General features: G+C 67.4%; 17 protein-coding genes. 13 read left to right on the forward strand and 4 right to left on the reverse strand.

Going from position 1 to position 16814, the window contains the following annotated elements; translation table 11 throughout:
- Window positions 1-24: 24 nt before the first annotated feature.
- The 3 genes from P3H15_RS30885 to secA all read left to right on the forward strand — a co-directional run bounded on the left by P3H15_RS30885 (window position 25) and on the right by secA (window position 4591).
- Window positions 25-723 carry a ComF family protein gene (locus P3H15_RS30885; protein ID WP_276140699.1) on the forward strand — a complete coding sequence of 233 codons (699 nt, stop codon included), beginning with the start codon at window positions 25-27 and terminating at the stop codon, window positions 721-723.
- Window positions 724-894: 171 nt separating this feature from the next.
- Window positions 895-1572 (forward strand): ribosome-associated translation inhibitor RaiA, encoded by a 678-nt coding sequence (raiA, locus tag P3H15_RS30890; RefSeq protein WP_276140700.1) that lies wholly within the window; start codon window positions 895-897, stop codon window positions 1570-1572.
- 151 nt (window positions 1573-1723) lie between these two features.
- A complete protein-coding gene (gene secA / locus P3H15_RS30895; RefSeq protein WP_276140736.1) occupies window positions 1724-4591 on the forward strand; it encodes a preprotein translocase subunit SecA in 2868 nt (955 codons plus the stop codon).
- Between the two features lie 15 nt (window positions 4592-4606).
- Here the strand turns inward: secA and P3H15_RS30900 are convergent, their stop codons facing one another.
- Window positions 4607-5131, reverse strand: coding sequence for an Rv3235 family protein (locus tag P3H15_RS30900; RefSeq protein WP_276140701.1), 525 nt, complete (start codon window positions 5129-5131; stop codon window positions 4607-4609).
- 158 nt (window positions 5132-5289) lie between these two features.
- Between P3H15_RS30900 and P3H15_RS30905 the strand changes: the two genes are divergently transcribed.
- From P3H15_RS30905 to P3H15_RS30930, 6 genes are all read left to right on the forward strand, one after another.
- Window positions 5290-5727 (forward strand): HAD-IA family hydrolase, encoded by a 438-nt coding sequence (locus tag P3H15_RS30905; RefSeq protein ID WP_276140702.1) that lies wholly within the window; start codon window positions 5290-5292, stop codon window positions 5725-5727.
- Window positions 5721-7145: a wax ester/triacylglycerol synthase family O-acyltransferase gene (locus P3H15_RS30910; RefSeq protein ID WP_276140703.1), complete on the forward strand. Its 1425-nt coding sequence runs from the start codon at window positions 5721-5723 to the stop codon at window positions 7143-7145. Before P3H15_RS30905 ends, P3H15_RS30910 begins: the two co-directional genes overlap by 7 nt.
- A gap of 30 nt (window positions 7146-7175) precedes the next feature.
- Complete coding sequence (locus tag P3H15_RS30915) at window positions 7176-7688, forward strand: hypothetical protein (RefSeq protein ID WP_015890096.1); 513 nt, start codon at window positions 7176-7178, stop codon at window positions 7686-7688.
- A 91-nt stretch (window positions 7689-7779) separates the two neighbouring features.
- On the forward strand, window positions 7780-8895 hold the full coding sequence (locus P3H15_RS30920; protein WP_276140704.1) for a ferredoxin reductase: 1116 nt from the start codon (window positions 7780-7782) through the stop codon (window positions 8893-8895).
- 62 nt (window positions 8896-8957) lie between these two features.
- Window positions 8958-10214, forward strand: a complete 1257-nt coding sequence (locus tag P3H15_RS30925) for an acyl-CoA desaturase (protein ID WP_276140705.1) — start codon at window positions 8958-8960, stop codon at window positions 10212-10214.
- A gap of 111 nt (window positions 10215-10325) precedes the next feature.
- Window positions 10326-11564 carry a fatty acid desaturase gene (locus P3H15_RS30930; protein WP_276140706.1) on the forward strand — a complete coding sequence of 413 codons (1239 nt, stop codon included), beginning with the start codon at window positions 10326-10328 and terminating at the stop codon, window positions 11562-11564.
- A gap of 41 nt (window positions 11565-11605) precedes the next feature.
- Here P3H15_RS30930 and rsgA read toward each other — a convergent pair whose 3' ends face one another.
- Complete coding sequence (rsgA, locus tag P3H15_RS30935; RefSeq protein WP_276140707.1) at window positions 11606-12646, reverse strand: ribosome small subunit-dependent GTPase A; 1041 nt, start codon at window positions 12644-12646, stop codon at window positions 11606-11608.
- The gene (aroA, locus tag P3H15_RS30940; RefSeq protein ID WP_276140708.1) at window positions 12592-13908 is read right to left on the reverse strand and encodes a 3-phosphoshikimate 1-carboxyvinyltransferase; all 1317 of its coding nucleotides are present in this window, start codon (window positions 13906-13908) and stop codon (window positions 12592-12594) included. The genes rsgA and aroA overlap by 55 nt, the downstream gene beginning before the upstream one ends.
- Before the next feature lie 78 nt (window positions 13909-13986).
- Here aroA and P3H15_RS30945 point away from each other — a divergent pair, with 78 nt between their 5' ends.
- On the forward strand, window positions 13987-14745 hold the full coding sequence (locus P3H15_RS30945; protein WP_276140709.1) for an SOS response-associated peptidase: 759 nt from the start codon (window positions 13987-13989) through the stop codon (window positions 14743-14745).
- On the opposite strand, the gene ybaK is transcribed toward P3H15_RS30945, so the two are convergent.
- Window positions 14732-15226: a Cys-tRNA(Pro) deacylase gene (ybaK, locus tag P3H15_RS30950; protein ID WP_160097591.1), complete on the reverse strand. Its 495-nt coding sequence runs from the start codon at window positions 15224-15226 to the stop codon at window positions 14732-14734. The two genes, P3H15_RS30945 and ybaK, sit on opposite strands and share 14 nt — an antisense overlap.
- A 99-nt stretch (window positions 15227-15325) precedes the next feature.
- Between ybaK and P3H15_RS30955 the strand changes: the two genes are divergently transcribed.
- The 3 genes from P3H15_RS30955 to P3H15_RS30965 all read left to right on the forward strand — a co-directional run bounded on the left by P3H15_RS30955 (window position 15326) and on the right by P3H15_RS30965 (window position 16796).
- Window positions 15326-16063 (forward strand): sigma-70 family RNA polymerase sigma factor, encoded by a 738-nt coding sequence (locus P3H15_RS30955; RefSeq protein ID WP_072937788.1) that lies wholly within the window; start codon window positions 15326-15328, stop codon window positions 16061-16063.
- A complete protein-coding gene (gene rsrA, locus P3H15_RS30960; RefSeq protein WP_072937642.1) occupies window positions 16060-16341 on the forward strand; it encodes a mycothiol system anti-sigma-R factor in 282 nt (93 codons plus the stop codon). The genes P3H15_RS30955 and rsrA overlap by 4 nt, the downstream gene beginning before the upstream one ends.
- A gap of 239 nt (window positions 16342-16580) precedes the next feature.
- Window positions 16581-16796 (forward strand): biotin/lipoyl-binding carrier protein, encoded by a 216-nt coding sequence (locus P3H15_RS30965; protein ID WP_005240095.1) that lies wholly within the window; start codon window positions 16581-16583, stop codon window positions 16794-16796.
- Window positions 16797-16814 lie beyond the last annotated feature (18 nt).

Consider the following 16814-nt stretch of genomic DNA (forward strand, 5'->3'; position numbering starts at 1 on the left):
GGTGCGAACGTGGATACTGCCCGCATGCGCGCCCTGCCCGGTCTCCGCACCTTGCTCGACCTGGTCCTGCCCGCCGAGTGCGGTGGGTGCGGCGTGCCGGGCACCCCATGGTGTGCCCGCTGCGCCGCCGAGTTGGCCGACGATCCCGTGCTGCTCCGGCCGCGCGTCGATCCCGGGGTCGGGGTGTGGGCGCTCGGGCCGTACTCGGGTGCCCGCCGCCGGGTCGTCATCGCCGCGAAGGAGCGCGGACGGCGTGATCTCGCCGCGCCGATCGGCGCCGCCGTCGCGGGCGCTCTGAGCCGTCTGCACCAGTGGGGTGAACTCGATCCGCCGGACGTCGCTCCGGTGGTCCTCGTGCCCGCGCCGACGCGTCCCCGGGCGGCCCGCGCACGCGGCGGCGACCCCGTGACCCGGATCGCCGTCGCCGCGGTGGGGGACAGGCGCGTGTGTCCCGCGCTCGTGATGCGGCGCGCCGTGCGTGATTCGGTCGGACTGAACGCAGATCAACGTCGAGTAAACCTCGAGGGTGGCGTTCGGTTGACGCGCAGCGGCGCAGCATTCGCGCGACATCTCGAGTCGGAATCGTCATCGTTGCAACGGGTTTCGGTGGTGCTGCTGGACGACGTGTCGACCACCGGCGCGACGGCGACCGAGTCGGTTCGGGTGTTGTCGAGAGTGGGTATCCGGATCAGCGCGGTGGTCGTGGTGGCGGGTGTTGGATGAAATTCTGCCGAACAGTGGCACTCGCGCGCGTTACGTACTAGCGTCGCGGACACACCCGAAATCACAGGTAGGAGGTGGAACTTCGAACCTGGTGCCGGGCGGACCCCCTTCCGGCATTGCTCAAACTCGCCGCCGCCCATCAAGGGGCGGGGCCGTAATCGGGAGGTACGAGTGACGACCCCTTCGCAAGCCTCGGTTTTCGTCGACGACCGCACTACGGAAGCACAAGAGAAGACGGATACCCCCACCGCCGAGATCGTCGTCAAGGGACGCAACGTCGAGGTACCCGACCACTTCCGCGTGTACGTCTCCGAGAAGCTGTCGCGCCTCGAGCGCTTCGATCCCTCCATATTCCTGTTCGATGTCGAACTTCAACACGAACCCAATCGACGCCAGAGGAAGAACTGCCAGCGCGTCGAGATCACTGCCCGAGGCAAGGGGCCGGTAGCCCGAGCCGAGGCATGCGCCGACAGTTTCTATGCAGCATTCGAGTCGGTGACCGCCAAGCTCGAGAGCAGGCTCCGCCGCACCAAGGACCGGAAGAAAGTCCATTACGGGGAAAAGACCCCGGTGTCGGTGGCGGAGGCCACCGCCGCACTCGCCGAGGACGAGAGTCTCGGCATCAGTCCCGACATCTCCCTGGACGGTCAGGTGTCGGACGAGCACACACCGGGTCACGTCGTGCGAACCAAGGAACACACGGCCACGCCGATGACCGTCGATGACGCTTTGTACGAGATGGAGCTGGTAGGACACGATTTCTTCCTGTTCCACGACAAGGAGTCGGACAAGGCGACCGTCGTCTACCGGCGACACGCGTTCGACTACGGATTGATCCGACTGGCGTGATCTACTCCCGTTCCGCCTGACGATCCGAGCGGTCGGTCTACTCGTCCGATCGCGGAAGCGCCTACCATGGAATCCGGCCGGGGTTCTCGGACCTCCGGCCGGATTTTGTGTGTCACCCATCCACTGCCGAAGATTGAGGACGAACAAGACTGTGCCGTCGCTGTCGCTATCGAAGCTGCTCCGTGTTGGTGAAGGTCGCATGGTCAAGCGGCTCAAGCACATCGCCGACCACGTTTCCTCGCTGTCGCCCGAGGTCGAAGACCTGACCGACGAGCAACTCCGCGCGAAGACCGAGGAGTTCCGCGCCCGCTACCGTGACGGCGAGACGCTCGACGAGCTGCTGCCCGAGGCGTTCGCGGTCGCCCGCGAGGCGTCCTGGCGGGTCATCGACCAGCGGCACTTCCACGTGCAGATCATGGGCGGTGCCGCCCTCCACTTCGGCAACATCGCCGAGATGAAGACGGGTGAAGGCAAGACCCTGACCTGCGTGTTGCCTGCATACCTCAACGCGATCGCCGGAGACGGCGTGCACGTCGTCACGGTCAACGACTACCTCGCCAAGCGCGACTCCGAGTGGATGGGCCGCGTCCACCGGTTCCTCGGACTCGACACCAGCGTGATCCTGTCCGGCATGTCGCCCGCCGAGCGTCGCGCGGCCTATGCGGCGGACATCACATACGGCACCAACAACGAGTTCGGGTTCGACTACCTGCGCGACAACATGACGCACTCGCTGGACGATCTCGTCCAGCGCGGCCACAACTTCGCCGTCGTCGACGAGGTCGACTCCATCCTCATCGACGAGGCCCGGACCCCGCTCATCATCTCCGGCCCCGCCGACGCGTCGAGCAAGTGGTACGCGGAGTTCGCCCGCATCGCGCCGCTGCTCAAGCGTGACGTGCACTACGAGGTCGACATCCGCAAGCGCACCATCGGCGTCCACGAGGCCGGCGTCGAGCTCGTCGAGGACCAGCTCGGCATCGACAACCTGTACGAGGCCGCCAACTCGCCGCTCGTGAGCTACCTGAACAACGCCATCAAGGCCAAGGAGCTGTACACGAAGGACAAGGACTACATCGTCCGCGACGGCGAAGTGATCATCGTCGACGAGTTCACCGGCCGCGTCCTCGTCGGCCGCCGGTACAACGAGGGCATGCACCAGGCGATCGAGGCCAAGGAGAAGGTCGAGATCAAGGCCGAGAACCAGACCCTCGCCACGATCACGCTGCAGAACTACTTCCGCCTCTACGACAAGCTGTCGGGCATGACGGGTACGGCCGAGACCGAGGCCGCCGAGCTGCACCAGATCTACAACCTCGGCGTCATCCCGATCCCCACCAACCGGCCGATGGTCCGCGTCGACAACGGCGACCTGATCTACAAGACCGAGGAAGCCAAGTTCGACGCCGTCGTCGACGACGTGGTGGAGCGGCACGAGAAGGGCCAGCCGGTCCTCATCGGCACAACCAGCGTCGAGCGGTCCGAGTACCTGTCGAAGCAGTTCACCAAGCGCGGCGTGGCGCACAACGTCCTGAACGCGAAGTTCCACGAGCAGGAAGCCCAGATCATCGCCGAGGCCGGCCGGTCGGGCGCGGTCACCGTGGCCACCAACATGGCCGGTCGTGGTACCGACGTCGTGCTCGGCGGCAACCCCGACATCATCGCGGACATCGCGCTGCGCAAGCAGGGCCTCGACCCCGTCCACACCCCCGACGACTACGAGGCGGCGTGGGACGAGGTCCTCGACCAGGTCAAGGCCGAGGTGAAGGCCGACGCCGACAAGGTCCGTGAGGCCGGCGGGTTGTACGTCCTCGGCACCGAGCGGCACGAGTCCCGGCGCATCGACAACCAGTTGCGCGGCCGGTCGGGTCGTCAGGGCGATCCGGGTGAGTCGCGGTTCTACCTGTCGCTCGGCGACGAGTTGATGCGACGGTTCAACGGTGCGGCGCTCGAGTCGATCATGACCCGGCTCAATCTGCCCGACGACGTCCCGATCGAGGCGAAGATGGTCTCGAAGGCCATCAAGAGCGCTCAGACTCAGGTCGAGCAGCAGAACTTCGAGATCCGCAAGAACGTCCTCAAGTACGACGAGGTGATGAACCAGCAGCGCACGGTCATCTACAACGAGCGCCGTCAGATCCTCGAAGGCAAGGACATGGAGGGCCAGGTCGAGAAGATGATCACCGACGTGGTCACCGCCTACGTCGACGGCGCCACCGCGGAGGGCTATGTCGAGGACTGGGATCTCGAACAACTGTGGACGGCGCTCAAGACGCTGTACCCGATCGGTGTCGACTACAAGGAACTGGTCGGCGACGGCGACGACGAGACGAAGGACATCACCGCCGACGAGTTGCGCGAGACCCTGCTGAAGGACGCGCACGACGCCTACACACGGCGTGAGGCCGAGATCGACGGCGTCGCCGGTGAGGGATCGATGCGCGAACTCGAGCGCCGGGTCCTGCTGAGCGTCCTCGACCGGAAGTGGCGCGAGCACCTCTACGAGATGGACTACCTGAAGGAGGGCATCGGCCTGCGGGCGATGGCCCAGCGTGATCCGCTCGTCGAGTACCAGCGCGAAGGTTTCGACATGTTCGGTGGAATGCTCGAGGGCCTGAAGGAGGAGTCGGTCGGATTCCTGTTCAACCTCCAGGTCGAGGCGGCCGCCCCGCAGGCGGCGCAGGCCCCGGGCGTCAGCGTCACCGCGGCTTCCGCGGCGGCGACGGCGTCGGCCGCACCCGCTCCGGCGGCGCCGCGACCGCTGCCCACCCAGGAGGCAGCGCAGCAGGCGCAGGGCACGGCGGCACCGTCGGCCCTCCGCGCGAAGGGACTCGACGACGGCGAGCCCCGCGGGCTCACGTATTCCGGGCCCGCCGAAGACGGCAACGCCCAGCTCAGCCGCCGCGGAGCGGCAGAATCGGACGATTCCGCCGACGCCGGAACCCGTCGCCAGCGGCGCGAGGCCGCGCGGTCGCAGTCGAAGGGCAAGAAGGCCCCGCGCACCAAGCGCAAGCGCTGACCGCAGTGGGGACGATCAGCCGATCACCAGCGAGGTGACGGTCCAGCCCGTGTCGGACTGTTGTTCGACACGGGCTGCGATCACGAAGATCCGTGGCCCCCGGCCGTACGTGCCGAAGGCCTCGAAGACGCAGGGCTCCACCGCGCGTAGATGCACGCGGACGAGCGCCGCGACACCGAGTCGCCGGGCGGGCGACTCCGCGAGCGCGAACGTGCGCACCACGTCGACGAGCGACGGCGTCACCAGTGGCCGCAGCTGCCGGACGTTGCGCCGCCGATCCAGCACTTCGAGAACCAGTCGGAACGCCTGCTCCGTGAACCGCTGAACGTCCGGCGACGGAATCGGCAGAGTTCCCGGGTGCGTCGCGGCGGTGCGCGGCGACGCCCCCGAGTGCGGCGACGACCGGTGCCTGCCGTGCCCGTGCGGGTGCCGCGCAGCCGACGACGCGGCCGCACTGCCCGGCAGGATCGGCGCGGCGTCGTCGCCGGCCGCCGGCTCGAAGCGCGGCACCCGTGACAGGAACGTGTAGGACTCACTCATTTCTTACCCCCCCGGTTTCGGCATGAGACGGCCGTCGTAGCGGTCATGATCGCACGGATCCCGTCGTCGTGTCGCCGTACCGCGGAGCGGACTCGTGTCGCCGTACCGCGGAGCGGACTCGTGTCGCCGAACCGTCGGGCGGACCCTAGGGTGGGGACGTGCGGGGATTGATATTGGACTTCGGCGGTGTTCTCGCGGGTCCCGGTTCGGACATGGACGGCCTGTCGTCCGTCCTCGCCGGTGCCCGGACCCGTGGTGTGCGGACCGCGATCCTCAGTAACGATCCCGGCGGTCCCGGCGCGCAGTGGTTGCGGGAACTCGGCGACGGCCGGCTGGTCGATCAGGTCGTGCTGTCCGGGGATGTCGGTGTCGCCAAACCTGATCCGCGGATCTACCGGCTGACGGCCGGCGCGCTCGGTCTGGACCCGGGCGACTGTATCTTCGTCGACGACCTGCCGGTCAACGTCCGGGGCGCGGTGGCTGTCGGGATGGTGGGCATCCACCACGTCGACGGCGCGGCCACGGCGGACGAGATAGCGATACTTCTCGAGGTGGATCGAGACGGGATGCAAGGGGGACAGGCGCCGACATGGTGACGAGACTGACTACGCAGGATGCGTCGTTCTACTTCCTCGAGGCGAGCAGTACGCCGATGCACGTGGGATCGCTGGCGATCTTCCGGAAGCCGCGAAACGGGTTGTCCTACGAGGAATTACTGAGCCTCGTCGAGGAGCGGTTGAGCCTGGTGCCGCGCTACCGGCAGAAGGTGCGGGAGGTGGCGCTGGGACTGTCGCGGCCGGTGTGGGTGGACGATCAGGACTTCGACATCGAGTACCACGTCCGGCGGTCGGCGCTGCCGAAGCCCGGGTCGGACGCCCAGTTGCACGACCTGGTCGCTCGGCTTACGTCCCGGCCCCTCGACAACACGCGTCCCCTGTGGGAGATGTATCTGGTGGAGGGGTTGTCGAACAACCGCTTCGCGATCTTCACGAAGTCGCATTCCTCGCTGGTCGACGGCGAGACGGCGCTCGAGATCGGTCAGGTGATCCTGGACCCGGCGAAGACCCGGCGGCCGATGGCCGAGGAGCTGTGGATGCCGAGCCCCGCCCCCAGTGAGTCCACTCTCATCGCGGGGGCGCTGGCGGAGATGGTGTCGAGGCCGGGCGAGGGTCTGGCCGCGCTGCGGATGACGTTGGGTGACATGGCGTCTGCGCTCGGCGAGACCGTGCGCACCGTCGGCAAGCTCGCCGCCGTGGTCCGCACCGCGACGCAGGTGGCGCCGTCGAGTCCACTCAATGCGACGATCTCCCGCAACCGGCGCTTCGCGGTGGTCAAGACCGAACTGGGCGACTACCGGAAGATCCGCGCGCAGTACGGGTGCGAGGTCAACGACGTCATCCTCGCCGTCGTGTCGGGTGCGATGCGGTATTGGCTGCTGTCCCGCGGTGAACCGGTGGCCGAGTCGACCACGGTCCGGGCCATGGTCCCGATGTCCGTGTACGCGACGGATCCCGAGGCCGACGACGAGGCGTCCCGCCGCGGCGAGTGGGTGGACCCGCGGAGCATGGTGTCGTCCTTCCTCATCGATCTGCCGGTCGGGGAACCGAACGCGGTGGTGCGGCTGTCGCACGTGGCGCACGCCATGGAGGCGCACGCGAAGCAGAGTCAGCGGGTCACCGCGGAGACCCTGGTGCGGTTGTCGGGGTTCGCGCCCGCCACGCTGCATGCGATGAGTGCCCGTGTCGCGAGCAGCTTCTCGCAGCGCATGTTCAATCTGATGATCACCAATGCTCCGGGTCCGCAGATGCCGCTGTACGTCGGGGGAGCGCGGATGCTCGAGATGTACCCGGTGTCGCCCCTGCTGAAAAACCAGACTTTGAGCATCGGCCTCACGTCCTACGACGGCAACGTCTACTACGGTTTGAATGCAGACCGTGACGCCATGGCCGACGTGGACGTGGTGGCGGCGCTGCTGTACGAATCTCTCGAGGAGTTGTTGGATGCCAGCCGGTGAGAAGTCCGCGGTGCGAATGACGGGTGACGCATGACGAGGGTGTACGTTCCCGCGACGATCGAGATCCTCCAGCGGCTCGTCGCCGACCAGGAGTTCGATCCGATGAGCCGTACCGCCTTCGCCGTCACCGCCACGCTCCGCGAGGCGTACTCGTCGGGCGACGACGACGAACTGGCGGAGGTCGCGATGGCCGAGGCCGCCCGGGCGTCGCTGCGTCTGATCGCGGGCCGGGTGGGGGAGAGCGGGAGCGACGGGGTCCGCTTCCGCCGTGCCGTGGTCGCCGCGGACATCGACGACGTGACACCTCGTCCAGACCTCGACGACGCCGTCGTCCGGTTGCCCGGTCCGGTGACGATCGGCCGGGTCGCGTCGGTGCACGTGGACCTCGCGGAGGCCGAGCCCGATATCGAACGGGCCGTGTCGGCGATCGACGAGGCGGATCTCGGGGATCCGGACGCCGAGTTCGTCCTCGGCGACGCCGAGGATCACGTTCTGGCGTGGTACGCCACCCAGGAGCTTCCGTTCCTGCTCGAACTGCTCTGACCGGTACGTCCTCTTACCTTGGGGTAACCTACGGTACCGTAACTTGAAAACCTACGGTAGCGTAGGTCGTGACGGAAAAGGTGGAGGTCGGATGGGTCTGAAGGATTGGATCGAGGCGCCCGCAGCAGCGGTCGTGCCCGCCAAGCGGTCCAAGCTCAATTGGTTGCGCGGTGCGGTGGCACGTCTGACGACGCCGTTGCTGCCCGACGACTACCTGCACCTGGCCAACCCGCTGTGGTCCGCCCGCGAGCTGCGCGGACAGATCGTGGACGTGCGCGCGGAGACGGCGGACTCCGCCACGATCGTCATCAAGCCGGGCTGGGGATTCGACTTCGACTACGAGCCCGGCCAGTACATCGGCATCGGCCTGCACGTCGACGGACGCTGGCACTGGCGTTCGTACTCCCTCACCTCGCCGCCGAACTGGGACGACAAGCGCATCTCCATCGCCGTCAAGGCGATGCCCGAGGGATTCCTGTCGAGTCACCTCGTCAACGGTGTGCCGTCCGGGACGATCGTCCGGCTCGCGACGCCCACGGGCAACTTCGCGTTGCCCGACCCGCCGCCGCAGCGCATCCTGTTCCTCACCGCGGGCAGCGGCATCACTCCGGTCATGGCGATGCTGCGTACGATGAACCGGCGCGGCCAGCTCCCCGACGTCTTCCATGTCCACTCGGCGCCCACCGACGCCGACGTGATGTTCGCCGACGAACTCACTAAGCTCCACGAGGAGCACGACGACTTCCGGTGCAAGATCCAGCTCACCCGCAGTGAGGGCAAGTTCGCGTTGTCCTCGCTCGACGAGGTGTGCCCGGATTGGCGCGAGCGGCAGACGTGGGCTTGCGGGCCGCTGCCGATGCTCGACGAGATCGAGACGCTGTGGCGCGACGAGAACATCGAGGACAAGCTGCACCTCGAGCGTTTCGCCGTCTCCCGCGCGGACACGTCCGGCGAGGGCGGAACGGTGACGTTCGCCAAGGCCGACAAGACCGTCACGATCGACGGTGCCACCACTCTCCTCGAGGCCGGTGAGCAGGTCGGGGCGCTCATGCCGTTCGGCTGCCGGATGGGGATCTGCCAGACCTGTGTCGTGCCGATCCTCGCCGGGCACGCCATCGACCTGAGGTCCGGCAAGCAGCATGCCGAAGGTGACCGAGTCCAGACTTGTATCTCGGCGGCGGCAGGGGACTGCACGCTCGACGCGTGAGCGTGAGCGTGTTGTTCACCTGACTCCGCTATTCTCGGACTCTCACCAGACGGAGGAGCACGGTGGCGATCACCGACATCAAAGAGTTCGCGCATCTGACCGAAGCGGACATCGAATCGCTCGGGCGTGAGTTGGATGCGATCCGGCTCGACGTGGAGGATTCGCGCGGCGTCCGCGACGCCCGATACATCCGCCGGGCCATCCGGGCGCAACGACTGCTCGAGCTCGGTGGCCGCCTCGCCCTGTTCGGCAGCCGATACCGTCCGGCCTGGCTAGCGGGCACCGCGATGCTCTCCCTCTCGAAGATCATCGAGAACATGGAACTCGGCCACAACGTGATGCACGGCCAGTGGGACTGGATGAACGATCCGGAGATCCACTCGATGTCGTGGGAGTGGGACCAGACGGGGCCGTCCGAGCACTGGAAGCGGGCGCACAACTACTCCCATCACACGTTCACCAACATCGTGGGAATGGATTCCGACGTCGGTTTCGGCATCCTCCGGATGACCCGCGACGAGGAGTGGCGGCCGATCAACCTGCTGCAGCCGTTCGCCAACATCATCCTGGCCGCCACGTTCGAGTGGGGCATCGCGCTCCACGACCTCACGTTCGCGGCCGAACTGGAGGGCGCCGAGAAGGGCCAGCTCAACTCGCAGGCCAACAAGGATTTCGCCCGCAAGATCTTCCGTCAGGTCGGCAAGGACTTCCTCCTGTTCCCGGTGCTCGCGGGGCCGGCGTGGAAGTCGACGCTGACGGCGAACACCACCGCCAACCTGGTGCGGAACCTGTGGGCGTACGTGGTGATCTTCTGCGGGCACTTCCCGGACGGCGCCGAGAAGTTCACCGTGGACGAATACGAGAACGAGACCCGGCACGAGTGGTACCTCCGGCAGATGCTCGGCAGTGCCAACTTCGACTCCGGCAAGATCATGGGTTTCATTAGCGGGAATCTCAGCTATCAGATCGAGCACCATCTGTTCCCCGATCTGCCGAGCAACCGGTACCCGGAGATCGCCGTGAAGGTGCGGGCGCTGTGCGAGAAGTACGACCTGCCCTACACCACGGGCTCGCTCGCCAAGCAGTATCTACTGGCCCTGCGCACGATCCACAAGCTGGCTCTGCCCGACCGTCTCCTGTGGGCGACGGCGGACGATGCCCCCGAGACGTCGTCGGAGCGCAAGTTCCGCGATGCCCGCGACGCGGGTGCTGCGATGGTCGAGACGCTGCGCACCGATCCCGTGACGGGGCAGCGCCGCGGTCTGTTGTCGGCGCTGCGCGCTCACGCGGAGGCCAAGATCTCGCGTCGTCGACGGTGATTTCACTCACACCTACACTCAGGTAACCTACGGTGCCGTAACTTACGGTACGGTAGGTCATGTCAGCGCCTATCCGGTGTGAACTGTCGACCAGCCAGGAGGAGGTCCCCCATGGCGATTGCAGATGTCAAGGAATACGCACATCTCACCGAAGCCGATGTCGAGGCGCTCGGGCGCGAGTTGGATGCGATCCGCCGCGATATCGAAGAGTCCCGCGGCGAGCGTGACGCGCGGTACGTGCGGAACACCATCAGACTGCAGCGTGTGCTCGAATTCGGCGGCCGAGCCGTGCTGTTCGGAAGTCGCAAGCGTCCGGCCTGGGTCCTCGGAGCCGGCATGCTCGGGGTCGCGAAGATCATCGAGAACATGGAGCTCGGCCACAATGTGATGCACGGGCAGTGGGACTGGATGAACGATCCCGAGATCCACTCCACGACGTGGGAATGGGACAACAACGACCCGTCCGCGCATTGGAAGCAGACCCACAACTACCTGCACCACAAGTACACCAATGTCCTCGGCATGGACGACGACGTGGGATACGGCCTTCTGCGCGTCACCCGCGACCAGCGGTGGAAGCCGTTCAACGCGGGCAACCTCGTCTACAACACCCTGCTCGCCCTGTTCTTCCAGTGGGGTGTCGCGGTGCAGCACCTCGAGCTCGGCAAGGTGAGCAAGGGCCGGGTGCCGAAGGAGGAGACGCAGCGCAAACTTCGCGAGGTCGGCGAGAAGCTCGGCAAGCAGCTGCTCAAGGACTATGTTGTCTACCCGGCCCTGACCGGACCCGCGTGGAAGAGCACGTTCACTGCCAATCTCGCAGCGAACACCATCCGCAACGTGTGGACCAACGCCATCATCTTCTGCGGGCACTTCCCCGACGGGGCGGAGAAGTTCACCAAGGCCGACATCGACAAGGAGACGCCCGCCCAGTGGTACCTGCGTCAGATGCTCGGTAGCGCCAACATCGAGGGCAGCAGGCTGATGGACTTCATGTCCGGCAACCTGAGCTATCAGATCGAGCACCACCTGTTCCCCGACCTGCCGAGCAATCGGTACGCGGAGATCGCGGTGCGGGTGCGGGAGTTGTGCGAGAAGTACGACCTGCCGTACACGACCGGCCCGTTCCTGGTGCAGTACGCGAAGTCGTGGCGCACCATCGCCAAGCTGTCGTTGCCGAACAAGTACCTCAAGGCCACCGCGGACGACGCGCCGGAGACGGCGTCGGAGCGCAGGTTCGGTGGAAACACCACGGCGACAATCGATCCCGTGACCGGTCGGCGTCAGGGGCTGGGTTCCGCGATCAAGCGCACCCGCAAGCGTCGCGGTCTGCGCGCGCTGCTTTCCCGCTAGACAACTCCGCTAGACAGTTCCGCCACGGCGCGGTTCGTCCCTCACCAGGCCTCGTTGGACGCGATGGCCGTGAGGAGGTGACGGACCGCGTCGACGCGTTTGGCGGCCTTGCCCTCGAGGTGGTCGAGCGCGCATTCGGGGTCCGCGGGCGGGCCGAGGTGGGTACACCCTCGCGGGCAGTCCTCGATGGCCGCGGCCAGATCGGAGAACGCGGCCACCACGTTCTCCGGGGAGATGTGGGCCAGTCCGAACGACCGGATGCCCGGGGTGTCGATCACCCAGCCGCCCGACGGGAGCGGCAGCGCGACCGATTGCGTGGACGTGTGCCTGCCCTTGCCTACGCCGGACACCACGCCGACGGCCCGGTCGGCGTCGGGCACGAGGCGGTTGACGAGAGTCGACTTCCCGACCCCCGAATGTCCGATCAGCGCGGTGAGCCTGCCGGACAGCATCGCCAGGACCTCGTCGACCGGATCGTCGCGGCCTGCCACGACCACGGGGACGTCGAGGTCGGCGAACGCGCTCGCGAACTCCTCGGGCGGCTCCAGGTCGCTCTTCGTCAGGCACACGATGGGGCTCAGCCCGCCCGCGTACGCGGCGACGAGCGCGCGTTCGACGAATCCCGTCCGCGGCGGCGGGTCGGCGAGCGCCACGACGATCAGCAACTGCTGCGCGTTGGCCACCACGATCCGCTCGTACGGGTCGGTGTCGTCGGCGGTGCGCCGCAGCACCGTGGCGCGCTCGGCCACTCGCACGATCCGCGCCAGGGTGTCCGGTTTACCGGACAGATCGCCGACGACGCTCACCTCGTCGCCCACCACGATGGGGGTGCGGCCCAGTTCGCGGGCGCGCATGGTGACGAGGGGACGCTCGGGGTCGCCGCCCAGAACGCAACCCCACCGGCCGCGGTCGACGGCGACGACCATCGCCGACTCGGCGGCGAGGTGCTCCGGCCGGGTTTTCGTGCGCGGGCGCGTGCCTCGGCCCGGGCGCACCCGGACGTCGGACTCGTCGTACTGCCTGCGACTCAGAAGCTCGCCTTCCGACCGGTGCCCGCAGCCGCGGACAGCATTGTGGCCCACAGGTTCTCGAAACCGGGCAGCGTCTTCGCCGTGGTGCCGATGTCCTCGATCTCGATGCCGTCGACCCGCAGCCCGACGATGGCTCCGGCCGTCGCCATCCGGTGGTCGGCGTAGGACCGCCACGTCCCGCCGTGCAGGTCGGCGGGCACGATCGTGAGGCCGTCCTCGGTCTCGGTGACGTTTCCGCCCAGCGAGTTGAACTCGTGCGCGAGCGCGGCCAGCCGGTCGGTCTCGTGTCCGCGCAGATGCGCGATGCCCCGCAGGTGGGACGGGCCGTCCGCGAGTGCCGCGAGCGCCGCGACGGTCGGGGTGAGTTCGCCGACGTCGTGCAGGTCGATGTCGATGCCGGTCAGCTGCCGGGGGCCGCGGACGGTGAGGTTCGCCCCGTCCCGCCGGACGTCGGCGCCCATCGCCAGCAAAATCTCGCGGATCGCGTCGCCGGGCTGCGTCGTCTCGGCAGGCCACAGCGGAACGGTCACCTCACCGCCGGTGACGGCGGCGGCGGCGAGGAAGGCGGTGGCATTCGACAGGTCGGGCTCGATCACCCGGTCGACGGCCCGCACCGGACCGGGGCTCACCCGCCACGTGTCGGCCTCCCCGCCCGTCGCCGGGGTGGAGACCTCGACACCCGACTCGCGCAGCATCTCGACCGTCATGTCGATGTGCGGCATCGACGGGACCGTCTTGCCGTCGTGATGAACCGTGACGCCCTCGTCGAACGCGGCGGCAGACAGCAGCAGCCCTGACACGAACTGCGAAGAACCGGACGCGTCGATCGTGACCCGGCCACCGCGCAGGGAGCCCCCGCCGCGGACGGTGAACGGCAGGGAGTCGCCGTCGATGTCGGCGCCGAGACCGCGCAGCGCGTTCAGGATCGTGTCGAGGGGGCGGGTGCGCGCCTGCTCGTCGCCGTCGAAGTGAACCGTTCCGGCGGCGAGCGCGGCGACCGGCGGAAGGAACCGCATGACGGTGCCCGCCAGGCCGCAGTCGACCGCACCGCCCCGGAGGCGTCCGGGAGTGACCCGCAACGTCGTGTCGGCGCCGGCCGTCTCGATGCCGATCCCCAGCGTCCGGAGTGCGTCGATCATGAGGTCGGTGTCCCGGCTGCGCAGTGCCCCGGTGAGGGTGGACGGACCGTCCGCGAGTGCGGCGAGGATCAGCGCGCGATTGGTGATCGACTTCGATCCGGGGAGGGCGACCGTCGCGACGACGGGCGCTTCGGCACGGGGGGCGTTCCACAGGCTCAGGCTCACGGTCTCCATCTTCGCCTATCGGGTGGGCCGCCGGGCGGGGTGGGCGGCGTGTCGCGGGTGTCGGTGGTTCGTGCCACTCTGGTGGACATGTGCGGCAGGTATGCGACCACTGCGAATCCGGCGACACTCGCGGCCGACCTCGACGCGATCAACGAGGCAGGCGAGGACGAGAGTCCGCCCGACTTCAACGTGGCGCCCACCACGCAGGTCCTCACGGTGGTCGACCGGCACGACGCCCGTCGGATCCGGCGGATGCGGTGGGGTCTCGTGCCGTCGTGGACGAAGGAGCTCGGCAAGGGGCCGGTGCTGTTCAACGCCCGGGCGGATTCGGTCGACAACAAGCCCGCCTTCCGGACCTCGTTCAAGTACAAGCGCTGCCTCGTGCCGATGGACGGCTGGTACGAGTGGCAGACCGAGACCGAGCCGGCGGCCGCCGGGAAGAAGGCGGGCAAGGCGAAGAAGATTCCGTACTACATGTCGCCGGAGGACGGCTCGCGCCTGTACATGGCCGGACTGTGGTCGGTCTGGCACGATCCCGCGGTCGAGGAGTCGCCGCCCGTCCTGAGCTGCAGCATCATCACGGTCGACTCCGCCGCCCAGCTCGAGAACGTGCACGACCGGATGCCGCTCGTGATGCCCCGCGACCGCTGGGCCGCGTGGCTCGATCCCGAGCACCCCGCGTCCACGGACCTGCTCGAGGTGTCGCCCGACGCCATCGCCGACATCACGGTCCGGCGGGTGTCCACGCTGGTGAACAGCGTGAAGAACAACGGCCCGGAACTCCTCGACCCCGACGCGGCCGGTCGCGACGGCGCGCAGGTGGGGGAGCAGATCAGCCTGCTGTGACCGCCGCGGTGACGGCTCCGCTGAGCCGCACCAGATCGGCGGGCGCGAGTTCGATCTCGAGTCCGCGCCTGCCCGCGCTGCACAGCACCCGGTCCCAGTCGAGCGCCGACGCGTCGACGACCGTCGGAAGTGCCTTCCGCTGTCCGAGCGGGGAGATGCCGCCGAACACGTAACCGGTGGATCGCTCGGCTTCGGTGCGGTCCGCCATCACGGCCTTGCCTGCGCCCAGCGCCGCGGCCGCCGCCTTCAGGGACAGTTTCTCCGGCACCGGCAGGACCGCCACGGCCAGCTTGCCCGTGTCGAGTTTGATCACGAGCGTCTTGAACACCTGGTGGGCGGTGACGCCGACCGTCTCGCCCAGCGCGTCGACGGCCTCCGAACCGTACGACTCCGCCCGCTCGTCGTGCGCGTAGCTGTGCACGGTGTGGTCGATGCGCTGTGTGACGAGCAACTTCGTCGCGGGAGTGGCAGTTCCGGCCATGGACGAACACTCTGCCACGCGGTGCGGGAACACCGCGGGCGGGAGTCGTGTTGGTACCTGCAGAAGACCCGTGCATCGAAGGGAGTGGTCCGTATCGTGATGTCCTCGGTTATCGAGCCCACGTCGCGTCTGCAGTTGGCGGTAACGTTGACGCCCACGGCGACCGAAGGGATCAGCGTGCAGGAACATGACCGTCCGACGGCAGAGAAGGCCGAACCACAGGACGAGTTGATCGCGCGTTTCGAAAGGGATGCGCTCCCACTTCTGGATCAGCTGTACGGCGCTGCCCTGAGGATGACCCGGAACCCGGCGGACGCCGAGGACCTCGTGCAGGAAACGTACGTGAAGGCCTACACGGCGTTCCGGTCGTTCCGCGAGGGCACCAACCTCAAGGCGTGGCTGTACCGGATTCTCACGAACACGTACATCAACTCGTACCGCAAGAAGCAGCGGCAGCCCGCGCAGTACCCGACCGACGAGATCACGGACTGGCAGCTGGCGGCGACGGCGGAGCATTCGTCGACCGGGCTGCGGTCCGCCGAGGTCGAGGCACTGGACGCGCTCCCCGACGACGACATCAAGGAAGCCCTTCAGGCCCTGCCGGAGGAGTTCCGGATGGCCGTCTACTACGCCGATGTCGAGGGCTTTCCGTACAAGGAGATCGCCGAGATCATGGGCACCCCGATCGGGACCGTGATGTCGAGGTTGCACCGCGGGCGCAAACAGCTCCGGGGACTGCTCGCCGACGTTGCGCGCGAACGGGGATTCAACCGCGGCGGCACCGACGAGGTGGCCGGCGACAGTGTAGTGAGTGCGGAGCAGGAGGTTTCTCGGTGAGCGAGCAGGACGAATTCGAGCAGCTCGACTGCTCCGCCGTCATCGCGGACGTCTGGCTGATGCTGGACAGCGAATGCGACGAGGCCTCGCGGGCGCGGCTGCAGCGCCACCTCGACGAGTGCGGGTCGTGCCTCGAGGCGTACGGCATCGAGGAGAAGGTCAAGAGCCTCGTGAACCGCAAGTGCGGCGGTGAGCACGCACCGGAGAGCCTGCGTCAGAGGCTCTCCATCGAGTTGCGGCGGACGATCCTCATCACGAATACCGAACCCGAGTCGTAACCCGTCAGAACAGCAATCAGGGGCCGGAAAGCATCGCTGCTTTCCGGCCCCTGGTGCGTTCTACGGCGCGTCAGGCGTTGGGACGCTTGCCGTGGTTTGCGGCGTTGCCCTTGCGGCTGCGCTTCTTGCGACCACGCTTACCCATGAGTAGATCTCCCTTCTTTTCACCACAGTCTTCCACGTGTGGTTGGGTGTCCTTGCAACAGGGCTTTCTCGACACCCGGGAGTGAAGGATCACAATGGCAGAAGACGTGCGCGCCGAAATGGTTTCGACGGTGTATCAGGTTGTGGTGAGCGCGGGTGACGAGGTGAAGGAAGGCGACACCCTCGTCATCCTCGAGTCGATGAAGATGGAGATCCCCGTCATCGCCGAAGAACCCGGCACGGTCACCTCCGTGGACGTCAAGGTCGGCGACGTGATCCAGCAGGGCGACCTGATCGCGGTCATCTCCTGAGCTGACTGACACACCCTG

It is taken from the genome of Rhodococcus sp. T2V (assembly GCF_029269925.1).
Taxonomy (GTDB): domain Bacteria; phylum Actinomycetota; class Actinomycetes; order Mycobacteriales; family Mycobacteriaceae; genus Rhodococcus_F; species Rhodococcus_F koreensis.

What these genes read in the sequence shown, in the direction of transcription:
- P3H15_RS30885 (WP_276140699.1), top strand. Translation starts at nt 25, where the DNA reads ATGCGCGCCCTGCCCGGTCTCCGCACCTTGCTCGACCTGGTCCTGCCC.
- P3H15_RS30900 (WP_276140701.1), bottom strand. Translation starts at nt 5,131, where the DNA reads ATGAGTGAGTCCTACACGTTCCTGTCACGGGTGCCGCGCTTCGAGCCG.
- P3H15_RS30910 (WP_276140703.1), top strand. Translation starts at nt 5,721, where the DNA reads ATGGTGACGAGACTGACTACGCAGGATGCGTCGTTCTACTTCCTCGAG.
- P3H15_RS30915 (WP_015890096.1), top strand. Translation starts at nt 7,176, where the DNA reads ATGACGAGGGTGTACGTTCCCGCGACGATCGAGATCCTCCAGCGGCTC.
- P3H15_RS30920 (WP_276140704.1), top strand. Translation starts at nt 7,780, where the DNA reads ATGGGTCTGAAGGATTGGATCGAGGCGCCCGCAGCAGCGGTCGTGCCC.
- P3H15_RS30930 (WP_276140706.1), top strand. Translation starts at nt 10,326, where the DNA reads ATGGCGATTGCAGATGTCAAGGAATACGCACATCTCACCGAAGCCGAT.
- aroA (WP_276140708.1), bottom strand. Translation starts at nt 13,908, where the DNA reads ATGGAGACCGTGAGCCTGAGCCTGTGGAACGCCCCCCGTGCCGAAGCG.
- P3H15_RS30945 (WP_276140709.1), top strand. Translation starts at nt 13,987, where the DNA reads ATGTGCGGCAGGTATGCGACCACTGCGAATCCGGCGACACTCGCGGCC.
- ybaK (WP_160097591.1), bottom strand. Translation starts at nt 15,226, where the DNA reads ATGGCCGGAACTGCCACTCCCGCGACGAAGTTGCTCGTCACACAGCGC.
- P3H15_RS30955 (WP_072937788.1), top strand. Translation starts at nt 15,326, where the DNA reads ATGTCCTCGGTTATCGAGCCCACGTCGCGTCTGCAGTTGGCGGTAACG.
- P3H15_RS30965 (WP_005240095.1), top strand. Translation starts at nt 16,581, where the DNA reads ATGGCAGAAGACGTGCGCGCCGAAATGGTTTCGACGGTGTATCAGGTT.